Raw genomic sequence first — 20,965 nt, 5'->3', positions numbered from 1 at the left:
AACATTAGATTCCTAATTGGGAGATGATTTTGCTCGAGACTTCGCAGCGGCTGTTGTCCCTGCTGGCGTTGCTGCAGACGAAGCCGGCTTGGACCGGCACGGAGCTGGCCGAGCGGCTCGAGGTCACGACCCGGACGATCCGAAACGACATCGACCGGCTCCGCGAGCTCGGGTACCCGGTGGATGCGACCCGTGGCCCGGCCGGGCACTACCAGCTCGGTGTCGGTGCGAAGCTTCCGCCGCTGCTGCTCGACGACGAGGAGGCGGTCGCCGTCGCGGTGGGCCTGCGCACCGGCGCCGGCGTGATGGGGATGGCGGAGAGCAGTACGCGCGCGCTGACCAAACTTGAGCAGGTCCTCCCGCACCGTCTCCAGCGCCAGGTCACCGCGATCCACCGAGCGATGGAGAAGGGGCCCGACAACACGGGTTCCAACGTGGCCGACCCTGAGATCGATCCCGCCGTGCTCGCGACGATCGCAGCCTGCATCCGCGACGAGCACTACCTGCGGTTCGACTACGCCGTCGCTGCGGGGAGTCCGACCCGCGGGGCAGGATCCGGTGTCGTGCAGGACCTGCCGATTCTCGTCGAGCCTTACCGTCTGGTGAGCTGGCAGCGCTACTGGTACCTCGTCGCGCGGGACGAGCAGTCGGTCTGGCGGACCTACCGGGTCGACTGGATAACGTTGCGGATGGCAACAGGTCGCAAGTACCAGCCGCGCCCGATCGCCGACGAGGACTACACCGACTTCGTACTGCGCGACGTCGCGACCACCGGCTGGAAGGTCCACGCCCGCATCACCGTCGACGCTCCCGCCCAGGAAGTCCTGTCCCGCATCCACGCCGCCGTAGGCATCGTCGAATCCATCGACGACAACACCTGCGTCCTCGTCACCGGCGCCGACTCCCTCGAAATCGTCGCCGTCTACATCGGCATGCTCGGCCTCGACTTCCACGTCGACGGCCCACCCGAACTCCTCACCCACCTCCAAACCATCGGCAACCGCTACCTCAACGCGATTCCTCGACCCCCAGCCCAGCGTTCCTCGCCTGGATGATGGCGGTGGAGCGGTCGGCTATGCCTAGTTTGGTGAAGATGGTGGAGACGTTGTTGGCGACGGTCTTGGAGGCGAGGTTCAGGCGGTCGGCGATGGCGGGGTTGGAGAGGCCGGCGGCGATCAGGTCGAGGATCTGGCGCTCGCGGGTGGTGAGTTCGGGGAACGGGTCGGCGGCGGGTGGCGGGGCGGAGAAGAAGGTGAGGACGCGGCGGGCTACGCCGGGGCCGAAGATGGCTTCGCCGGCGGCGACGGCGCGGATGGCTCGGGCGATTTCTTCTTGTTCGGCGCCTTTGACCAGGTAGCCGCGGGCGCCGGCGCGCATGGCGGCGAAGACAGAGTCGTCGTCCTCGAACATGGTGAGGACGAGTACGGCGGTGTCCGGCGCAGATCGTGCTAGCTCGCGGGTGGCGGCGAAGCCGTCGAGGTCGGGCATCTGGAGGTCGAGCACGGCGACATCGGGGCGGCTCGTGATGACCTCGCGGACGGCCTCGCGACCGGTGGACGCGACGCCGACTACCTCGATGCCGGGGAGCGAGGTCAGGAGTGCTGCCAGGCCGGCCCGGACCACTGGATGATCGTCGGCCAGCACGACGCGGATGGTCATCGCGGCTCCAGCGGGGAGGTCGTCGGGGCGGTCGGAGCCTCGGGCTCGGGCATCTCGCGCCTTTCTCGGCGGGGGATGGGCGTCGTCGTGGCTGTCGTGGCGAGGGGGAAACAGGCGCGAACCAGGCCGCCGGTCGGTGTTGGGCCGGCCTTGAAGGTGCCTCCGAGTTCGGCGGCGCGTTCGCGCATTGCCTGGAGGCCGACGCCGGGGCGCCAGGCGCCGTTCGGTGGGCCGTCGTCGGTCACCTCGATCTCGAGCTCGCTGCCGCAGCGGAGCGCGAGTACTGCGGACGTCGCGCGCGAGTGCCGGACGACGTTCGTGAGCGCCTCGGTCGCGATGCGGTACGCCGCGACTTCCAGCGCAGCCGGCAACGTCGGCAACCCGTTGGCGGAGACCGCGACCTGAATCGTGGCGCCATCAGCACGGAACGACAACTGATCGGCCCGCTGCCGCAACGCCCCAACCAGACCGAGCTCATCCAACGCGGGCGGCCGCAGATCGTCCACAAGCCGACGGATGTCGCCGATCGCGGTCCGGATGTCGCCCCGCAACCTCGTCAGAAGCTCAACAGCCTGCGATGCACCGCTGGTGGTCTGCGAGGCGTCGGGGGAGGTGGCGGGGGTTATGAGGTTGGCTACGGCGTCGGCCGAGAAGGCTATGCCGGTGAGGGTGGGGCCTAGGCCGTCGTGGAGGTCGCGGCGGAGGCGGCGGCGTTCTTCTTCGCGGGCGGAGATCAGCTTCTCGCGGGAGGACTGGAGTTCGGCGGACAGGCGGGTCGCGTGCACGGCAACAGCAAGGGGTACGGCGACCAGCCCGAGCACGCTGCGGTCCGCCGACGACAGCGCGGACTCACCCGATCGCATCCCGATAGCGAGCGACCCGACAACCTCACCGCCGTACGAAAGCTCCAGTGGTACGACGGCTCCCGGCGTGCCGTCGACGGCGATCACCTCGCCGTCGACGATCAACGCGGCGTACGGAAGACGGAGCGCGGAGCGGATCGCGGCGACGACACCGGGCAGCCCTGCGGACAACTGCTCCCCGACGCGAGATGCGACCCGCGCCGGGTCGTGCCGATCGCCGTACAGCGCTCGATCGACGAGCTGCTGCAATCGGGGCAGGACAGGCGCGATGATCAGCGCGACGAAGACCGTGACCGCAGCGGATCGTCCGACCTGGGAGGCGATCAGCGAGTCGAGCAGCGCCACCAGCACCGCGTAGATGCCGATGGCAACCAACGACAAGAGTCCCCAGGTCAGCGCCCGCGAGATCACCAGGCGGATGTCGAGCAACTGGTAGCGAACGATTGCCACCGCCACCGAGATCGGGATCAGCGGAATCGCCAGCAGCACAAGGATCGGTGTGCCCGCGACCAACGCCCACGGCGTCACGAACAGGATCGCGATCACCGATGCCAGCAGCAACCACAAGAGTTGCCGTCGGCCCTTTTCGTCGGCGCGCCGATAGCGGATCGTCAGGCAGACGATCGCCAGCAGGATCGCGACCAGGTTGCGGAGCTCGGTCGCCGTCCACAGCGGTTGCAGCGAGTCGTACGACGGGATCGCGAGGTAACCGTGCGGAAGGCCGGGCGAGATGGGATCGCCGCTGCCGACCATCTCCAGCACGAAGAGCGGGGCGGTCGCCACCACACCGATGGCCGCCCACCGCCAGCGCGGCGACAAGAGGCGGCCGGTCGGGAACAGCAGGAGCGCCAGCGGCAGGAAGAGCCCGATCGACCACGGCCACGCGGCGATCGAGATCGTGACGAGCACACGCTGCGCGGCGACCGAGGCGCCGTTGTCGGCGAGGTACTGCGCGAACGCACCTCCGAGCGGCGTCGTCGCATGGCCGATCCCGTCCGCGAGGAAGAGCCAGCCGATCGGGTTGGACGGCCGGTGCCACGCGATGACGGCGCCGCAGAGGCCGAAGGTCAAGGCCATCAGACCGTTCGTCACCATGAACGAGTCGACCAGCTCGTGCCAGCCCCAGCCGATCGCGAGGAGGTAGCCGACGGCGACCGCGACCTCGGCGACCACGAAGCCGGCGAGCAGGCCGACGAGACCCCTTCGGCTCGCTGCGGTGGTGGTCATACCCGAAGTGTGCGCCAAAAGCGTTCCCGGCGTCTCGGGATCGGAATCCCGGTCGGAGCGGGGAGCCGCCTGAGCAGCAGGGAGCGCACGCCCAGGCCTGACCCCCACACGGCAAGCGACGGTTGAGCAGTCGGAAACACCTGATGAGGGGGTACTGAGATGAACAAGTTCGGGTTGGTTCTGCTCGGACTGCTCGGCGTGGCGGATCTGGCCACTCCGTTGACGACGGACGGTGATCACCCGCCGATGAGCATCGCGATCGGTTCAGCCGTGATCGGGCTGCTCAGCCTGGTGCTGGTGGTACTGGCGTGGCGCGGGAAGCGGTGGGCGCTCGCTCCACTGATCACCCTGCGGATCGCGTCCGCGCTGCTGGCGGTGCCGGCGTTCTTCGCCTCCGACGTCCCCGCTGCCGCGGTCGTCGCGGCCGGTGTCGGAGTCGCGGCGACGATCGTCGGTGTGGTTGCGGTGCTGCTGCCGCGGCGTGAGCTGGCAGGTGCGCGATGACGCAGATCCCGATGCAAAAGGCGACGCCTACGACGCACGCAGACATCCGCCCGCTGTGGCGATGGACGGCCGCCCTGATCCTTCCGATCGGCCCAGCAGCGGTGGCGTTGCTGCGGTATTTCCTGCCCTACAACACGACCGACGACGTGCCGACCATCGTCAACAAGATTGTCGGCAATCTCGATCGCAGTTCGTTCGTGCTGTGGCTCGGCTACATCGCGTTCCTGACCCTGGTACCCGGCGTGTACTTCGTCGGCCGGCTGACGCGCCGCAGTACGCCGTGGCTGACCGCGGTCGCGGTCGTCTTGATGATCGCGGGGTACCTGTCCCTGCCCTGGACCGCGGCGAGCGATGTGTTCACCTGGTCCGCGGGTACGGCGGGGCTCGATCCGGCGTCGATCGCGAAGGCCGCCGACGTCACCCACGGCTCGATGAACCTGGCCGGGTTCGTCTTCGTGATCGGTCACGTGTTCGGCACGATCCTGCTCGGCATCGCGATGTGGCGCTCCCACGTCGGGCCGCGTTGGGCCGCGATCGCCGTGCTCGTCTCGCAGCCGATCCACTTCGTGGCCGCGGTCATCGTCAGCAGCCACACGCTCGACCTGGTCGGCTGGGGTCTGGAGGCCGCCGGATTCGCCGCGGTGGGGTGGGCGATTCTCCGGATGCGCGACGACGAGTGGCAGCCGCTGCCATGAGACCGGCCCCGGCCGGCGCTACGCTCGGCCTACTGAAGGGGGAGATCAGTATGACCGATTCCGAAGCGCCGGGCGGGGCGGGTTCGTCACCGAGCGCGGCAGTTTCCGGGCCGCGCACGTGGCCGACCAGAACATCGACCGGCAGGCGTTCGTGCTGGACCAGATGGCTGGCCGGCCCGCCGTACGCACGTTGAAAGCGTGGGCACTCGACCAGCTCGCGCCGACCGCGGGGGAGACGGCGGTCGACGTCGGCTCGGGGACCGGCGAGGACGTGGTCGCGCTCCACGAGCTGGGCGCCAGAGCAGTCGGGGTTGAGCCGAGTCCTGGTCTGCGAGCCGAGGCGGTACGCCGGGCGGCCGGCGCGGACGTCGAGTACGTCGACGGTCACGCCGAGGCGCTGCCCTTCGAGGACGAGTCTGTCGACGTACTGCGCTCGGAGCGAGTCCTCCAACACGTCGACGATCCCGCCGCGGTCGTGGAAGAGATGGCACGAGTACTGCGGCCTGGCGGCCGGATCGTGCTCATCGACACGGACTGGGGTACGGCGATCATCCACCCGGCGGATCCCGACGTACTGCAGCGGATGGTCGGCTACTTCCTCCGCGAATCCGCGAACCCGTACTCCGGCCGCCAACTTCGCGGCCTACTCGCCGAGGCCGGCCTCGAGATCACCGGGGAGACCGCAGCGACGTGGCTCGAGCCACAGGAAGGCGCCCGGCAAGGGTTCGTCGGCATGATGCACCTGACCTCGCTGCAGGCCGGCGTCATCACGGCCGAAGAGGCCGAAGCCTTCGCACAAACCCTTGGCGAAGCAGCCGATCGCGGCGCGTTCCACATGTCACTGACGATGTACGCAGTGAGCGCGATCAAGCCCCGCGCCGTTTGAAGATCCGGCTCATACCGCCGCCTCCGGTGAGGTCCGCGAAAGCAACGATCGCGGTCGCCACTGCACGATGAGTACGGCGGAGAGCACCAACGCCCCGCCGATCCATTGGGTAGCGCTGAGCTGTTCACCGAACACCACAGCCGCCGCAGCAACCGTCACCACCGGCTCGAAGATCGACAGGATCGACGCGACCGACGGACCGACCCGCGCCATCCCGGCGAAGAACAGCAGGATCGCCGCGACCGTGCTGATCAACGCCACCGCCGCCAGCCACAGCCAGCCGATGGGCGCGAAGTTCAGCTCGATGCCCCGGAAAAGTCCGAGAACAAGAAAGGTGCCGAAGGCCCCTATGCACACCAGCGCAGTCAACGCCAGCGGCGGTACGTCGGCCGTCAGCGAATCGCCGACGAGGATGTACCCGGTGTAGACGATGGGTGCACCCAACGCCAGCAGCACACCCAGCAGGTCGAACTGCCCGGAAAGCGCTCCGCTCAGCACCAACCCGATCCCGATCAACGCGATCGCCAACGCCCACACGCGCCGGCGGGATGCCTGCTCCCGTCGCAGCGCGATCGCCGCGACCATGACCAGGATCGGGTACAGGTACAGGATCAGGGCGACCAGTGACGCATCGAGTCGGGCGAGCGCAGAGAAGTACAGACCGGACTGCGCTGCATAGCCGAACACACCCATGCCCAATCCGGTCAGCGCTGCCCGGCGCGGCAGGTTGCGCAGTGAACCGCGGGCGAGCGCGACGATCAGCAGCAGCCCGCCGGCCAGGCCGAACCGGACGAGCAACAGCGCATCGACGGATACGCCCGCGTCGTACGCGAGCTTGCCGAACACGGCCACGACTCCGAAGGCGGCGGCGGAAAGAAGACAGAAGAGGCGTCCCACGACATCGATGGTCCGACCAGTAGACCGTTCACGTCCATCGCGGCTTCGCGGACAGCATCGTGAAGCTAAGCTGAACGAATGATCGATCTGCACCGGCTGCGCCTGCTGCGCGAGGTCCACGGGCGCGGCACGGTTCACGGAGCGGCCCGGGCGCTCGGGTACTCACCCAGCGCGATCTCCCAACAGTTGGCCGTCCTGGAGCGCGAGGCCGGCACGCCCTTGCTCGAACGGGTCGGCCGCAACGTGAGGCTCACCGCCGCGGGTCAGGTCCTGGTCCGGCACGCGACCACGCTGCTCGATGGCGTCGAGGCGGCTGAGGCCGAGTTGGCCGCAGTTGCCGCGGGTCGAGTCGCCGGGATCGTTCGGATCGGGGCGTTCCAGTTCGCCTTCATCCGCATCGTCGCGCCGGCGATCCGCAGCCTCGCCGCCACGTACCCGGACATTCGCGTCGAGGCCGCCGAGATCGAGGTCGAACAGGCCGCGCCCGCGCTCCGGCTGCAGCAACTGGACGTGATGGTCGGCGATGAGTACGACGGCCAGCCGCGCGCCGTCCACACGGATCTCCAGCGCGAGCACCTGCTCCGCGAACACATCCTCGTCGTCCTCCCCGAAGACCATCCGTCGGCCGCGGCCCAGCGGGTCCCGATCGCTGAGCTCGCCGACCTGCCGTGGGCGGCTTGCCAACCAGGGACAGGTCATCGCGAGATGCACGTCCGCGTGTGCCGCGAGCTCGGCGGGTTCGAGCCCGATCTGCGCTACAGCTCCGACGACTTCCTGATCCTGCTCGAACTCGTCCGTACGACGGGTGCCGGCGCCCTGCTCCCGGATCTGGTGATCGGCCAGGGCGCGCCGGGTGTCGCCGTACGGCTGCCCGCCGAAGGCGCTGTCGGACGAGCGGTCTTCCTGCTGACCCGGCGTACCAGAACGCCTGCGGTAGCAGCGGTTGTGGATGCGCTGACGCAGGCCGCTAGTCGAGCCACGCCAGACTGGTGAGAGTGTCCGTCGTCGGCTTGTACTCGCAGGCCGCGACGCCCTGGTAGCCGGTCGCCTTCAACGCATCGAGCGTCGCGGCGATCGGTAGCGATCCGGATCCGGGTTCGCCACGGCCCGGGCTGTCGGCGAGCTGGATGTGAGCGACGGGCACCGAGGCCGCCGTGGCGAGTAGATCGACGCCGTTGCTGCCCAGATGGAAGGTGTCGAACAGCATCGACAGATTGTCGACATCCTGCACTGCGGCAATCACTCGAAGTACGTCGTCCGCGGTGAGCAGCGGATAGCGGCCGTTCAGGCCCTCGGCCAGCGGCTCGATCAACACCGTCCCGCCCACAGCGCCGACATCCGCAGCCGCAGAACGGATGGCATCCAAGGCCGTCTTCGCCTGCTCGTCCGGGGACCAGCGGTCGTCGAGCTGGCCGTAGAGCAGGTTGAACAACCGGCATCCGGTTCGCTCGGCGATGCCGACCATCGCCGACACGTTGGCCGCGAGCTGCTCCTGCCGATCCGGATGCGACGCGACCCCACGCTCGCCGCCCGCGATGTCCCCGCCGTAGAAGTTCAACGCCCCCAGCGAGACACCGCTCGCGGAAACGAGCCGCACGAAGTCGTCGATCTCGCTCGCCGACGGATCGGGTACCGCGAACGGCCACCAGGACTCCACGACCCGAAAGCCGGCCGTTGCGGCCGCGGCGAACCGCTCCGGATACGGCAGCTCGGTGAACAGCATCGATACGTTCGCGCTCAGCTCGTGCCCGCGATACTCCATGTCTCGCAGGCTAACACCAGCACTTGCCAGTCGTGCATTCTTGTCTAACAATTTCGTCCTATGGATGCCTGGCCTCGGACCGCGACCCGCTGGGCCCAGATCACGTTGGCCGAGGACGATCCAGCCCACTTCGACGCGGACTTCTGGCTGCGCCTGATGCGCGACAGCAAGTCGAACGCGACCTGCATCAGCGCCGGCGGGTACATCGCCTACTACCCCACACAGCTCGAGTACCACTACCGCAGCAGATACCTCGCCGACACCGACCCGTTCGGCACGCTCGTCGACGGCGCCCGCGGTCTCGGCATGACCGTCATGGCACGCGTCGACCCGCACGCGATCCACGCCGACGCAGCCGAGGCCCACCCCGAATGGCTGGCCAGGGACCGGGCCGGCAATCCGATCGAGCATTGGGCGTACCCAGGCGTCTGGCTGACCTGCGCGTTCACGTCGTACCACCGGGAATTCCTCACCGAGGTGATCCGCGAGATCGTCCGCGAGTACGACGTGGACGCGGTCTTCGCGAATCGCTGGGAGGGGTACGCCGGGATCTCCTACAGCGAGGGCGCGCGCAAGTCGTTCCGCGACGAGTGCGGTCTCGAGTTGCCGGTCGAGGAGCATGGCGACGGCTGGCCGGAGTACGTCGCGTGGCGGCACAGGCGATTGGGTGAGTTGGTCGGGATCTGGGACCAGGCCGTCCGGGATCTCCGGTCGCACGCGCGATTCGTGCCCAACCTGGGCGCGCTCGCGGCGCGCGACCTGGCCCGCGATCTGGTCGAACCAGTCTCGCCGCTGTTCATCGTCGACAAACAAGGGCGGCACGGGATCGAGGCGCCGTGGGCCGCCGGCCGGAGCGGCAAGCGCAACCGCGGGGTGTACCCGGACCGGCCGGTGCAGCTGATCACCTCGGTCGGGCCGGAACACAAATACCGGTGGAAGGACTCGGTCGCCCCCACCGAGGAGACGAAGACCTGGATCGTCGACGGGTTCGCGCAGGGTGCCCTGCCGTGGTTCACGAAATTCAACGCGACCATCCAGGACCAGCGCTGGGTCCAGCCGGTTGTCGAGGCGTTCAACCTGCACGCGACGGTCGAACCAGTCCTGCGTGACCTGCGGATCACCGCCGAGGTCGCGTTGCTCGACGCGAGCCGGAGCGGGCAATTGCGGGCCGGGGACAACGATCACGAGGACGGCTTCTACCAGGCGCTGGTCGAGGCACGGATCCCGTTCGAGTTCGTCTCCGACCAGGTCATGACGCTGGACCGGCTGCGTGCGTTCAAGGTCGTCGTACTCCCGAATGCGGAACAGTTGAGCGACGAGCAGTGTGCGATGTTGCGCGCGTACGTCGAGGGCGGCGGGTCGCTCGTGGCGGCGTACCAAAGCTCGTTGTACGACGAGCACGGGGCGGCTCGCTCCGACTTCGGGCTTGCCGACGTACTCGCGGTCCGGCTGACCGGCAAGAGCCGGCCGGTGCAGAACAACTACATCGCGTTGATGGATGCGCACCCGCTGAACGCCGGGTTCGAGGGTGCGAACCGGATCATTGGCGGGTCCCACATCATCGGCGTCGAGTCGGGCGCGGTGGCGCCGTTCCGGTTCATTCCGGACTTCCCGGATCTGCCGATGGAGGAGGTCTATCAGCGGGAGGCTCCGGACAACCCCGCGGTGGTCTGCACGGAGAACGCCGCCGGTGGCCGGACGGTGTACTTCGCGTTCAACCTCGGTGCGCTGTTCTGGGAGGCGCTGCAGTCCGACCACGGGCGGCTGATCGCGAACGCCGTCTCGTGGGCGCTCGGGAAGACGCCGGACGTGCGGGTCGATGGCGCTGGGCTGGTAGATGTTGCCGTCTACAAGGGTGATGCCGGCGCGGCCGTTGCCCTCGTCAACCTTACGAACCCGATGGCGATGCGTGGACCGATCCGGCAGACCTTGCCGTTGCCGCCGCAGACCGTGTCGATCGCCGTACCCACGGATCGGGTGAAGGTCCGGCTGCTGGTGGCCGGGACGGACGTGAAGCCGACCGTGGTCGGCGGCCGGGTGGAAGTCGTGATCCCGACTGTGGGACTACTCGAAGTCGTGCACGTGGATTGGAGTGAGGTATGAGGATCGGGTTCATCGGCCTCGGCGTCATGGGTCGTCCGATGGTCGACAATTTGATTGCTGCGGGCCACGAGCTCTCGGTGTACCGCGGGCGGACCGACGTCGATGCGTTCGTGTGCGGTTCGGCGAAGGAGGTGGCCGAGCGGTCCGAAATCGTGATCCTGATGGTGCCCGACACCCCTGATGTCGAGTCGGTCCTGTTCGCGCCGGCCGGGGTGGCCGAGGGCCTGCAGGCGGGTTCGTTGGTGATCGACATGAGTTCGATTTCGCCGACCGCGACGATCGGGTTCGCGGAGCTGATCGAGAAGCTCGGCTGCGCGTACCTCGACGCGCCGGTGTCGGGCGGCGAGCTCGGCGCCCGGGACGGGACGCTGACGATCATGGTCGGCGGGCGGCCCGAGGTGTTCGAGCGGGCGCGGCCGATCTTCGACGTACTCGGGAAGAACATCACGTTGATCGGCGGCGCCGGCGCGGGGCAGACCGCGAAGGTCGCGAACCAGATCATCGTTGGGCTGACCATCGAAGCGGTGGCCGAGGGGCTGCTGTTCGCGGAACGGGCGGGCGCGGATCCGGCCGTCGTCCGCCAGGCGCTGATGGGCGGCTTCGCGAGCTCGCGGATCCTCGAGGTGCACGGCGAGCGGATGGTCGAGGAGACCTTCGAGCCCGGGTTCCGGATCCGCCTGCACCGTAAGGATCTCGGCCTGGCGATCCAGGCCGCGGCCGAGCTCGATCTCGCTCTGCCCAATACTGCGATGACGCAACAGTTGATGAACGCCGCGGTCGCGAACGGCGACGGCGAGCTGGACCACTCCGCGCTGTACCGGACGTTGCGCTGGGACCGTCCGTGATGACGACAGGACTCACCTCATGATCGTTGTTGTTGGCAAGGAATCACCGGCGTACGTCGAAGCGGCCGCGGGCACCCAGGTGCGGTTCGTCGACTCGCTCGACGATGCGGCCGACGTCTTCGGCGAGATGGAAGCGGTGGTCGGGCACGTGTCGCCGGACGTGCTGGCGAAGGCGCCGAAGCTGCGCTGGGTGCACAGCCCGTCAGCCGGTGTGGACTCCGATCTCACGCCGGAGATGCGGTCCTCGCCGGTCGTCCTGACGTCGAGCGCCGGGAACGGCGGGATCCCGCTGGCCGAGCACTCGATGTTGCTGATGCTCATGCTGAGCCGCGACGTACCGCGGTGGATGCGGGCGCAGGCCGAGCACCGCTGGGACCACTACCGGCACGCCGAACTGGCCGGGCGGACCGTCGGTATCTACGGCCTCGGCAACTCGGGCATCGATCTTGCGCAGAAGGCGAAGGCGTTCCACATGCGGACGCTCGGCGTACGACGGCGCCCGGACCAGCCGTCGCCGTACGTCGACGAGCTGTGCGATCTCGACCGGCTACTGGCGGAGTCCGACTTCGTGGTCGTGACGGTGCCGCGGACGCCGGCGACCGCCGGGGTGTTCGACCGGGACGCGTTCGCGCGGATGAAGCCGTCGGCGTACTTCATCTGTATCTCGCGCGGCGGGATCGCGGACGACGACGCGCTGCTGGACGCCCTGCGGACAGGGCAGATCGCGGGCGCCGGCCTGGATGCGCACGGCGTGGAGCCGTTGCCGCCGGAGAGCCCGTTCTGGTCGCTGCCGAACGTCGTCGTCACGCCACACAACGGCGCCACCAGCGACGGCAATCTCCGTCGCTCGCGCGAGATCGTTGCCGACAACATCCGCCGGTTCGTCGCCGGCGATCCGTTGCACAATGTAGTCGACAAGATCCACGGGTATTGAGGGGTGTCGTGAGTAGCGAAGCGCATCTGGAGCTCGGGCCGTCGTCGCTGACCGACGCACTCTACGAGTCGATCCGCAAGCGCATCGTGAACGGTGAGATCCCGCAGGGGGAGAAGCTGACGGAGGTCCGGCTGGCCACGGAGTACAACGTGGCCCGGCCGACCGCCAAGGCAGCACTCGAGCGGCTCACCGGGGTCGGGCTGCTGCGGCGTACGGCGCACAAGACCGCGGTCGTCCCGGTGCTCGACGAGGCCGAGATCCGGGACCTGTTCTTCAGCCGGATCACGATCGAGAAGGCCGCGGTCTCCGCGCTCGCCGCGACCGGCGAGGTGCCGGCCGACGCGGCGCGGGCCCAGGTCGCGATCGAGTACGCCGCCCGCGACCGCCTGTTCGAGAACCAGGTCGACGCGGACATCTCGTTCCACACCGCCCTCGTCGCCGCGGTCGGGAGCCGGCGCCTGTCCCGGATGCACGAGCTGATCATCGGCGAGGTCCACCTGTCGATGGGCCAGTACAAGGCCCACCGGAAGGTTGATCCGTCGACGGTCGCCTCGGAGCACGCCGCCGTACTGGAAGCCATCGCGGCCGGTGACCCCGCCGCTGCCGCCGACCACCTCGCACACCACCTCGAACAGGCCGAAGCACGCCTTCTCAGCACGCTGCCTCAGACGAGGTCGTGACGCAGCAGCACGGTGCGGTTGTCGAACGAGCGGGTCTCCGCGAGGCGGAGGTTGCGGCGTTCGGTGGGCTGGTAGACGGGCTTGCCGCCGCCGAGGATCACCGGGTGCACGATCACGTGGTACTCGTCGAGCAACTCTAGCTCGGTCAGCGCCGCGGCCACGCTCGCGCTACCGGTCAGCAGAATGTCCTTGCCCGGCTCCTCCTTGATCGCCCTGATCTCCTCGGCCGACCGCACGATCCGGGTGTCCCAGTCGGCGCTCTCCAGCGTCGTCGACAGCACGACCTTCGGCGTACTGCGCCAGACCGGTGCGAACTGGATCGCGTGCTCGTCCGGGTTCATCGACTCGGCGTTCGGCCAGTACGACGACATCATGGTCCAGACCGTCCGTCCGTACAGGAACAGGTCGGCGCGGTCGGTCAGACCCATCGAGTAGTCGCCGAGCTCCGGACCGAGCTGCGCCCAGTCGAACTCACCGTTCGGGCCCTCGATGAAGCCGTCGAGCGACTGGTGCACGTAGTACATGATCTTCCGCATGATGTCCTCCAAGTGATGGTTTACCCCGTGGTCGGAGCCAACCGGCCCGCCTTGACACGGGACTGGCACGGGATTGACGAAACCCGTCCGGCTTGGGAAGGTCGTGGTGAACGGGCGGGGTCTGGGGGAGGGCCGGGTGTGCCCGTCGGGGGTTCAGACGCTCTCTGGGGGAGATGTATTCGCGCTGCACTCGACGGCGACGACCGGTCTGCGCGGTGTGCGTGTGTGTGGTGCACGCGCGCGCCGATCTGGGACAGGCGACAGTTTCGGGGAGCGGACATGAGTGCGATAGACGACCTGCGGGAACGCACCAGAGGACAGGTCTTCACCGTAGGTGACGAGGGGTACGACGCGGCGCGCCGCGTCAACAACTGGATGCACGACAAGCGGCCGCAGGTGATCGTCCGGTGTGAGAACGCCGGCGACGTGATGACGGCCATCGACTACGCCCGCACCCAGGAGCTCGAGCTCGCGGTGCGCGGCGGCGGACACAGTGTGCCGGGCTTCGGCACGGTCGACGGCGGTGTCGTCATCGACCTGAGCGGGATGCGCAACGTACGGGTCGATCCGGTGACCCGGACCGCACGGGCCGGCGGCGGCGCGACGTGGGGCGACTTCAACGCGGCGACGCACGCGTTCGGGCTGGCGACGACCGGCGGCATCATCTCGACCACCGGCGTCGGCGGACTGACGCTCGGCGGCGGGATCGGGTACCTGGCCCGCGGCCTCGGGTTGTCCTGCGACAACCTGATCTCGGCCGACGTGGTGACCGCGGACGGGAAGTTCCTGATCGCGAGCGAGAAGGAGAACGACGACCTCTTCTGGGCGCTTCGGGGTGGTGGCGGCAACTTCGGCGTCGTGACCGCCCTGGAGTTCCGGCTCGCGCCGGTGTCGACGATCTACGGCGGCCCGATGTTCTTCGAGCTGTCCGACGCGGCCGCCGTACTCACGGGATTCCGGGAGCTGATCAAGGACGCGCCGGAGCAGTTGGGCGGGTTCCCGGCGTTCCAGATCGCGCCGCCGCTGCCGTTCATCCCGGAGAACCGGCACGGCGAGCCGTTCGCCGCGATCGTCGGCTGCTGGGCCGGCGACCTCGACGAGGGCGAGGCGCAGATCTCGAAGTTCCGCGAGTTCGCGCCGGTGATGGCCGAGATGGTCGGACCGATGCCGTACCCGGCCCTGAACAGCGCATTCGACGCGCTGGTGCCGCCCGGTCTGCAGCACTACTGGAAGGCGAACTTCGTCACCGAGCTGACCGACGAGGCGATCCAGGCGCACCTGCGGCACGCGCCCGGTCTCCCGGCGGTGAACTCGACCGTGCACATCTATCCGATCAACGGCGCCTGCCACCGGGTCACACCGGACGCGACCGCGTTCGCCTACCGCGACGCGAACTTCGCCACGGTGATCGCCGGCATGTGGCCGGACCCGGCGCAGAACGAAGCCGGGATCGAGTGGGTGCGTTCGTACTACGACGACGTGGCGCCGCACTCCGAGGCCGGCGGGTACATCAACTTCATGGCCGAGGACGACCAGGGCCGGATCCGGGAGAACTACCGGCAGAACTACGACCGGCTGGCCGAGGTCAAACGCAAGTACGACCCCGCCAACGTGTTCCACCTCAACCAGAACATCGTGCCCTAGGCAACTAACGAGGTGCGGCCGGTACGTCGTTGTACCGGTCGCACCCCGAGCCGTTGTCGAACTTGCCAGCGTGTCAGAGAGTCAGGAGGCGCTGGAAGAACGCACGGTAGCGCTGGAGCGCCGAGCGCAGGTCCTCGGTCGACGGCTCGCCGCCGGACCACTGCTGCTCGAGGCCCTGGCGCTGGCGGTCGAAGCTGTCCGCCAGGTTCTTCAGCACGTCGTCGACCAGCGAGTCGGCCTCGGTGACGGCCTTACGCGGGTCGTCCACGAACCCTTGCTGGATGACATCCCAGCGAGCCCGGTAGTCGACCACCGCTTCCTCGGCCACCAACGGCTCATCGGCCGCCGGCGTGGCCGTCATTCCGCCGTCCGGCCGGTCCACCACGCGGTCATCAGCGAGGCGGTCATCGGCTAGGGCGCCATCGCCGACGCGGTCGTCAGCAAAACGGTCCTCGGTCATCCGGTCGCCGGCCATGCGGTCATCGGCCATCTGGTCCCCTGGCATCCGGTCGTCAGCCATGCGGTTGTCGGCCATGCGGTCGTCGCGGAGGCGGTCGTTGTCAGGCATCCGGCGGTCGTCCAGGGCGGAGTTGCCGGCGGCGGAGTCGAGGTCGGTGTCGTAGCGGCGGTCGTTCGGCACGTCTGACATGGTCATGCTTGCTCCTCGGCGTTCGTCTGGCGGCTGTGGCGGGCTGTGCTGTCCTGCAGCAAGGCGTCAACCAGCTGACCGTAGGCGGTGACCGCCTGGCGCAGGTCTTCGGTGCCGGCCTCACCGCGGGTGTCGGCGACGGCGACCCGGTGCGCGTCGCGGTAGTGCGCCGCGACCTCCGGGTGGTCGACCGAGATGTCGTTGACCCGCTGGTCGAAGTCGTCGACCGGGTAGCCGGACTCGCGCATCATCCGCAGTACAAGGCGATCCGCGTCGGCGACCGCACCGGCCGGACGATCCACGAAGCTCTGTCGTATTTCGGCCCACTCCACCTCGTAGGCGGCCGCGGATCCCCGGCTCAGCGGCGTGATGTCGAGCTGCGACACGCGGCGTTCCCGGCTGCGCAGTTCGCGTTCCGCGCCGCGCCGGTCACCCGACTCCTCGAGCGTGCGTTCGTACTCCGGGCCGAACCGCTGCTGCAGCTCGCCGGAACGTCTGCGCTGGTACATGAACAACAGCGCGGCCGCCGCGAGTACCACGACGACGATGATGACGATGGTCAGGACGGTACCCATCAGAACTCCAGTGCGATTGGCTGAACGGGTCTGCGATCGCGCAGGGCGCAGCGATCGAGCAGACCCCCGGGCAGACGGTCCCCAGCGCCGCCTTACGTCCCCCGTGGACCGTCCGGTACCCACGACAATCGGACGCAAGCGTCCGGCCCGCACACCTTTCGCGGTGTGCGGGCCGGTGGGGAACGCCGGCTCAGGCCTTCGGAGCGAGCTTGTGGACGACGATGCCGGACTTGAACGCCGTCGTACCGAGCAGTTCGAGGTGGGTGATGTCGATGTTGTCGCCGCGGAACATGTTTGCGCCGTCGGCCACCACCGGGAAGATCCAGAAGTGGTACTCGTCGACGAGCTTGTGCTCCAGCAGGGTCTTCGAGAACGAGCCGGTGCCGTACTTGATCAGGTTGCCGCCGTCCTCCTCCTTCAGCCGGCGGACGGCGTCGGCCGCGTCACCTTCGAGCGGCTGCGCGTTCCACTTCCAGTCGGTCAGTGTGCGAGTGGCGACGTACTTCGGCATCGCGTTGAAGTGATCCGTGAAAGGATCCCCGCCGCGCTGCATCCACGCGTCCGCGAAGCCTTCGTACGTGACGCGGCCGAGCACCTGTGCGTCGACGCCTTCCATCAGGCCTTGCGAGTACGCCGAGTGCTCGTCGTCCCAGTACGGCGGGCTCCAGCGCTGCGGCTCCTCGATGACGCCGTTCAACGTGACGAACGTGGTTTCGATCAGCTTCCTCATGGGTCTGTTCCTTTCAGTGTTTGTACGGACGCGTGGCTCGGGCGTCCCGGAGTGCTTCGGCCCACCAGACGAGCTGGTCGAGCATGAGTTTGGCTTGCGCCTCGTAGCCGGCGGACGGCTTGGGCCAGCAGCCGTCGGCGGTGAACTGCTCCCAGTAGCAGGGCAGTGCGACGGTGTTGCGAATCGTGACGGCCTGGAGCTCGGTGAAGACCTGACGCAGCTGAGCAGTGGCGTAGCAGCCGCCGCTCTCCCGGCCGTAGCTGACGATCGCGACCGGCTTGGCGTGCCATTCCTCGTAGTACCAGTCCAGTGCGGTCTTCAGTGATGCCGGGAAGCTGCAGTTGATCTCCGGGGTGACGACCGCGAACGCATCCGCCGCGGCCAACCTCGGAGCCAGTACGGCGACCTGTGGCGGGGGCTCGTCGTCGGTGTCCGGCAGGGTCGTCGGGAGGTCCACGGTGGCGAGGTCGAGGAGATCGACCTCGAACTGCTTTGCCGCCTGGTGTGCCAGCCAGCCCGCCACGGTCGGGCCGAACCGGCCACGCCGGGTGCTGCCGATGATCACTGCCAGTCGCATTTCCCGCCTCCCTTCCGTCCGGTTCCGTCTGGCACAGACTCTGCCGGAAGGCGTTTACGGTTTCTTTCCGGTTCTTGCTGCCGACGCCGGAATAGGGTGCCCTCATGCGTTTCGGGGTGCTGGGACCGGTGACGGCGTGGACAGACGCAGGGGAGCCTGTAGTCATCCAGGGCCTCAAGGTGCGTGCGCTCCTGGCCGACCTGCTCGTCCACGAGGGGCGTCCGGTGCCGGCGGACCGGCTCATCGACGACCTGTGGGGCTCCAACGTGCCGGGTAACCCGGCAGGGACACTGTCTGCCAAGGTGTCCCAGCTACGCCGGGCTTTTGAGGACGCTGAGCCGGGTAGTCGCTCGCTGGTGCAGTCTGGTCCGGCCGGCTATTCGCTGTCGGTCTCAAGCGCCAACTGCGACGCGCTGCGTTTCGCTGAGCTGGTCGCCGCAGGTTCGCTCGACGAGGCGCTGGCGTTGTGGCGCGGTCCGGCGTACGCCGACTTTGCGGACAACGCCTTTGTGGAGACAGCTGTGGCTCGGCTGACGGATCTCCGCCTGACTGTGCTCGAACAGGCAGACTTGCCCGTTGTCGATCTCGCAGCGCTGGTCAAGGAGCACCCACTCCGCGAGGGCTTGCGAGCCGCGCATATGAAGGCGCTGTACCGCGCCGGCCGTCAGAGTGAGGCTCTGGACAGCTATGCAGAGCTGCGCGACCTGCTGCTCGATGAGCTCGGTCTGGACCCCAGCCCTGAGCTTGTCGCTCTGCAGCAGTCGATCCTCACCCAGGACCTGCCGCACGCCCGCAACAACCTGCCGGCAGCGTTGAGCGAGCTGATCGGTCGCGATGATGCCGTGGCTGAGGTTGACGCCAGTCTGGCGAGTTCGCGGTTGGTCACCCTGACCGGGCCCGGTGGAGTGGGCAAGACCCGCCTAGCTCTGGCCGCGGCCGCTGCGTCGGCACTCCGGTTCGCCGACGGGGTTGTGCTGGTCGAGCTGGCTGCCATCACACCTGATGCGTTGTCGGTCGCCAACTCGCTGACCGACGCTGTGCAGGCCGCGCTGGACCTCCGCGACACCAGCGGCTCGTCCGCAGTCGACCGGCTGGCTGCAGTGATGGGGTCACGCCTGCTGGTCCTGGACAACTGCGAGCAGGTGATCGAAGACGTTGCTGCGTTGACGGACCGGCTGCTTGCCGCTGCTCCGGGACTGCGTGTGCTGGCAACGAGTCGCGAGCCGCTCGGACTGGCCGGTGAGGTCGTGTGGAGCGTTCCACCGCTGGAGGTGCCGGTGCCTTCGCTCCGCCTGGAGGAGGCAAGTGAGTGCAGTGCGGTGCAGCTGTTTGCGACGCGCGCTGCTGCAGCGTCACGTGGGTTCGCACTGACCGACGAGACCGTGGCTGACGTTGCAGTCCTCTGCCGCCGGCTGGATGGCATCCCGTTGGCGTTGGAGCTCGCTGCGACGCGGGTGCGAGCGTTGGGCGTACGTGGACTCGTTGCGCGGCTGGACGACCGGTTCCGGTTGCTGGCGACAGGCCATCGGGGCGCTGCGCCGCGGCAGCAGACACTGCACGCGATGATCGACTGGAGCTGGGAGCTGCTCGCATCGGACGAGCAGTCCGTCCTGCGGCGCCTCGCAGTACACGCAGACGGCTGTACTGCGGAAGCTGCGGCGGCTGTCTGCGGCGAGGACGACGTACTGGATGTGCTGGTGCGATTGGTCGACCGGTCGCTTGTCGTACCGGTCGAGGGGACTCGCTTCCGGCTGCTCGAGTCGGTCGCGGCGTACTGCGTCGACAAGCTGCGAGCCGCAGGCGAGCTGGAGTCCGCACGTCAGCGGCACTTCTCGTACTACGTGTCGCTGGCTGAGGCTGCGCGGCCTGGACTGTTCGGCGGCGAGCAGAGTCGGTGGCTACAACTGCTGGACGATGACTCCGCCAACTTCCGGACCGCACTGGATCGAGCTGTGGCCACTGGGCAGCTGGACCTGGCTGAACGGCTTGTTGATGCACTGGCCTGGTACTGGTTCCTGCGTGGACGTCATCTCGAGGCCCTGCGGTCTCTGGAGGCCGTACCGGGCTCTGCTCGGGCTGGAGCGTGGCGGGCCGGGTACATGTACTTGCTCGGTCACCCTGACGCTCCAGTCGAGCGCGATCGCTGGGTGGATGCTGCAGACGCGATGGGGCTGTGGTGGATCGCCAATGCTGCCAGTGACGCCGGGGATCTTCCGACGTGCGAGGCGATGCTGGACCGCGCGTTGAAGAGGTTCGAGGCCGACGAGGACCAGTGGGGTGTCGCGGCCGTGCTGGCTGCGCGTGCGAAACATGCACATGTACGAGCGGATCTGCCGGCTCTCTACGACAGTGCGTGCGAGAGCATCACGATCTTCCGTGCGCTGGGGGACCGGTGGGGTGTGCTGCAGGCAACGGGCTGGTTCGGCGCGCACGCGGAACTCGTCGGCGACTTCGACGAGGCCCAGCGGCTCCATCTGGAGGGTGTGCAGGCCGCTGAGGAACTCGGACTCTGGCCGGAGGTCGCCAGCGCGTTGGGCATGCTCGGCTGGACGTCGATCCGGCAGGCCGATTACGAGTCGGCCCGGACGTACGGCGAGCGTGCGCTGCGGCTGGCCACCGAACAAGGGCAGCGCGCGACGCAGGCGCTGGCGGAGCTCGTGCTCGGCTTCGCGGCACGTCGTACCGGAGCTCTGGACGAGGCGTCGGAACGGTTGCAGGCGTTGATCGACGCCGCGCGGTTGCAGAAAGAGTCGGTCCTCTATCTGTCGATCGTGTTGGAGGAGCTGGGGTTCGTCAGAGAACTCCAGGGCCGCCCGGAGGACGCGCTGGCGCTGCACACGGAAGCCTTCCAGGTGTCGGTGGACTTCGACTCGCTGCGCGGCATGTGCTGGGCGCTGGAGGGGATCGCCGCCTGTCATCCGGACAAGACCCTGGCGGCTGTCCTGCTGGGGTGCGCGGCTGCCACGCGGGCGTCGAAGAACTACCTGATGGCCGCCACCGAGACCGAGGATCTCGACCGGGCCGTCGCCGCCGCCGGTGTCCTGGGCGAGGCAGCCTACGAGACGGCGTACGCGCGCGGGGCCACCCTGAGCCCGGCCGAAGCCTTCGCCCTGCTCGTCCGCCAGTAGATGTTCTGTAGTTGAGATTATTGGTCTGCCGAAGTAGTTTTGCTCCCGAGCCAACTTCGACAGGTGAAGGT

20 protein-coding genes are annotated in these 20,965 nt (G+C 68.2%); 11 read left to right on the top strand and 9 right to left on the bottom strand.

What is annotated here, in order from left to right; translation table 11 throughout:
* Positions 1 to 23 precede the first annotated feature (23 nt).
* Positions 24 to 1,055 (top strand): helix-turn-helix transcriptional regulator, encoded by a 1,032-nt coding sequence (locus EV653_RS15935; RefSeq protein WP_238159763.1) that lies wholly within the window; start codon positions 24 to 26, stop codon positions 1,053 to 1,055.
* On the opposite strand, the gene EV653_RS15930 is transcribed toward EV653_RS15935, so the two are convergent.
* Together EV653_RS15930 and EV653_RS15925 are read right to left on the bottom strand one after the other, a co-directional pair.
* Positions 1,009 to 1,659 (bottom strand): response regulator transcription factor, encoded by a 651-nt coding sequence (locus EV653_RS15930; RefSeq protein WP_134103536.1) that lies wholly within the window; start codon positions 1,657 to 1,659, stop codon positions 1,009 to 1,011. The two genes, EV653_RS15935 and EV653_RS15930, sit on opposite strands and share 47 nt — an antisense overlap.
* Positions 1,656 to 3,749, bottom strand: a complete 2,094-nt coding sequence (locus EV653_RS15925; RefSeq protein WP_134103534.1) for a sensor histidine kinase — start codon at positions 3,747 to 3,749, stop codon at positions 1,656 to 1,658. Before EV653_RS15925 ends, EV653_RS15930 begins: the two co-directional genes overlap by 4 nt.
* 159 nt (positions 3,750 to 3,908) lie before the next feature.
* Here EV653_RS15925 and EV653_RS15920 point away from each other — a divergent pair, with 159 nt between their 5' ends.
* The 3 genes from EV653_RS15920 to EV653_RS15910 all read left to right on the top strand — a co-directional run bounded on the left by EV653_RS15920 (position 3,909) and on the right by EV653_RS15910 (position 5,834).
* The gene (locus tag EV653_RS15920; protein WP_134103532.1) at positions 3,909 to 4,253 is read left to right on the top strand and encodes a hypothetical protein; all 345 of its coding nucleotides are present in this window, start codon (positions 3,909 to 3,911) and stop codon (positions 4,251 to 4,253) included.
* Entirely contained in the window at positions 4,250 to 4,948 is a 699-nt protein-coding gene (locus tag EV653_RS15915; protein ID WP_134103530.1) for a hypothetical protein, read from the top strand. The genes EV653_RS15920 and EV653_RS15915 overlap by 4 nt, the downstream gene beginning before the upstream one ends.
* Positions 4,949 to 5,066: 118 nt before the next feature.
* Entirely contained in the window at positions 5,067 to 5,834 is a 768-nt protein-coding gene (locus tag EV653_RS15910) for a methyltransferase domain-containing protein (protein ID WP_134103528.1), read from the top strand.
* 9 nt (positions 5,835 to 5,843) lie between these two features.
* Here the strand turns inward: EV653_RS15910 and EV653_RS15905 are convergent, their stop codons facing one another.
* Entirely contained in the window at positions 5,844 to 6,731 is an 888-nt protein-coding gene (locus EV653_RS15905) for a DMT family transporter (RefSeq protein WP_134103526.1), read from the bottom strand.
* 78 nt (positions 6,732 to 6,809) lie between these two features.
* Here EV653_RS15905 and EV653_RS15900 point away from each other — a divergent pair, with 78 nt between their 5' ends.
* Positions 6,810 to 7,724, top strand: coding sequence for a LysR family transcriptional regulator (locus tag EV653_RS15900; RefSeq protein WP_134103524.1), 915 nt, complete (start codon positions 6,810 to 6,812; stop codon positions 7,722 to 7,724).
* On the opposite strand, the gene EV653_RS15895 is transcribed toward EV653_RS15900, so the two are convergent.
* Positions 7,699 to 8,493, bottom strand: a complete 795-nt coding sequence (locus tag EV653_RS15895; protein WP_134103522.1) for a hydroxypyruvate isomerase family protein — start codon at positions 8,491 to 8,493, stop codon at positions 7,699 to 7,701. The genes EV653_RS15900 and EV653_RS15895 overlap by 26 nt on opposite strands.
* A 60-nt stretch (positions 8,494 to 8,553) precedes the next feature.
* Between EV653_RS15895 and EV653_RS15890 the strand changes: the two genes are divergently transcribed.
* From EV653_RS15890 to EV653_RS15875, 4 genes are read left to right on the top strand one after another with little or no spacing between them, the layout of a single operon-like run.
* A complete protein-coding gene (locus EV653_RS15890) occupies positions 8,554 to 10,596 on the top strand; it encodes an alpha-amylase family protein (RefSeq protein ID WP_134103520.1) in 2,043 nt (680 codons plus the stop codon).
* Positions 10,593 to 11,441 (top strand): 2-hydroxy-3-oxopropionate reductase, encoded by an 849-nt coding sequence (locus EV653_RS15885; RefSeq protein WP_134103518.1) that lies wholly within the window; start codon positions 10,593 to 10,595, stop codon positions 11,439 to 11,441. Before EV653_RS15890 ends, EV653_RS15885 begins: the two co-directional genes overlap by 4 nt.
* Positions 11,442 to 11,460: 19 nt before the next feature.
* Positions 11,461 to 12,375 carry a D-2-hydroxyacid dehydrogenase gene (locus EV653_RS15880; RefSeq protein ID WP_134103516.1) on the top strand — a complete coding sequence of 305 codons (915 nt, stop codon included), beginning with the start codon at positions 11,461 to 11,463 and terminating at the stop codon, positions 12,373 to 12,375.
* An 8-nt stretch (positions 12,376 to 12,383) separates the two neighbouring features.
* Entirely contained in the window at positions 12,384 to 13,055 is a 672-nt protein-coding gene (locus EV653_RS15875) for a GntR family transcriptional regulator (RefSeq protein ID WP_134103514.1), read from the top strand.
* Here EV653_RS15875 and EV653_RS15870 read toward each other — a convergent pair.
* Positions 13,040 to 13,591, bottom strand: coding sequence for a dihydrofolate reductase family protein (locus tag EV653_RS15870; RefSeq protein ID WP_134103512.1), 552 nt, complete (start codon positions 13,589 to 13,591; stop codon positions 13,040 to 13,042). The genes EV653_RS15875 and EV653_RS15870 overlap by 16 nt on opposite strands.
* Positions 13,592 to 13,870: 279 nt before the next feature.
* On the opposite strand from EV653_RS15870, the gene EV653_RS15865 reads away from it, so the two are divergent.
* Positions 13,871 to 15,235 (top strand): FAD-binding oxidoreductase, encoded by a 1,365-nt coding sequence (locus EV653_RS15865; RefSeq protein ID WP_134103510.1) that lies wholly within the window; start codon positions 13,871 to 13,873, stop codon positions 15,233 to 15,235.
* Positions 15,236 to 15,308: 73 nt separating this feature from the next.
* Here the strand turns inward: EV653_RS15865 and EV653_RS15860 are convergent, their stop codons facing one another.
* From EV653_RS15860 to EV653_RS15845, 4 genes are all read right to left on the bottom strand, one after another.
* Positions 15,309 to 15,890 carry a hypothetical protein gene (locus tag EV653_RS15860; RefSeq protein WP_134103508.1) on the bottom strand — a complete coding sequence of 194 codons (582 nt, stop codon included), beginning with the start codon at positions 15,888 to 15,890 and terminating at the stop codon, positions 15,309 to 15,311.
* Positions 15,887 to 16,459: a hypothetical protein gene (locus EV653_RS15855; RefSeq protein ID WP_134103506.1), complete on the bottom strand. Its 573-nt coding sequence runs from the start codon at positions 16,457 to 16,459 to the stop codon at positions 15,887 to 15,889. Before EV653_RS15855 ends, EV653_RS15860 begins: the two co-directional genes overlap by 4 nt.
* A gap of 190 nt (positions 16,460 to 16,649) precedes the next feature.
* Positions 16,650 to 17,189 carry a dihydrofolate reductase family protein gene (locus EV653_RS15850; RefSeq protein ID WP_134103504.1) on the bottom strand — a complete coding sequence of 180 codons (540 nt, stop codon included), beginning with the start codon at positions 17,187 to 17,189 and terminating at the stop codon, positions 16,650 to 16,652.
* A gap of 13 nt (positions 17,190 to 17,202) precedes the next feature.
* On the bottom strand, positions 17,203 to 17,766 hold the full coding sequence (locus EV653_RS15845) for an NADPH-dependent FMN reductase (RefSeq protein ID WP_134103501.1): 564 nt from the start codon (positions 17,764 to 17,766) through the stop codon (positions 17,203 to 17,205).
* Between the two features lie 104 nt (positions 17,767 to 17,870).
* Between EV653_RS15845 and EV653_RS15840 the strand changes: the two genes are divergently transcribed.
* Complete coding sequence (locus EV653_RS15840) at positions 17,871 to 20,894, top strand: BTAD domain-containing putative transcriptional regulator (RefSeq protein ID WP_134103499.1); 3,024 nt, start codon at positions 17,871 to 17,873, stop codon at positions 20,892 to 20,894.
* The last annotated feature ends 71 nt before the right edge of the window (positions 20,895 to 20,965 follow it).

It is taken from the genome of Kribbella pratensis, assembly GCF_004365355.1.
Lineage (GTDB): Bacteria > Actinomycetota > Actinomycetes > Propionibacteriales > Kribbellaceae > Kribbella.
Note: the sequence above shows the minus strand (reverse complement) of the source record. Positions and strands in the feature narration are given on the sequence as shown.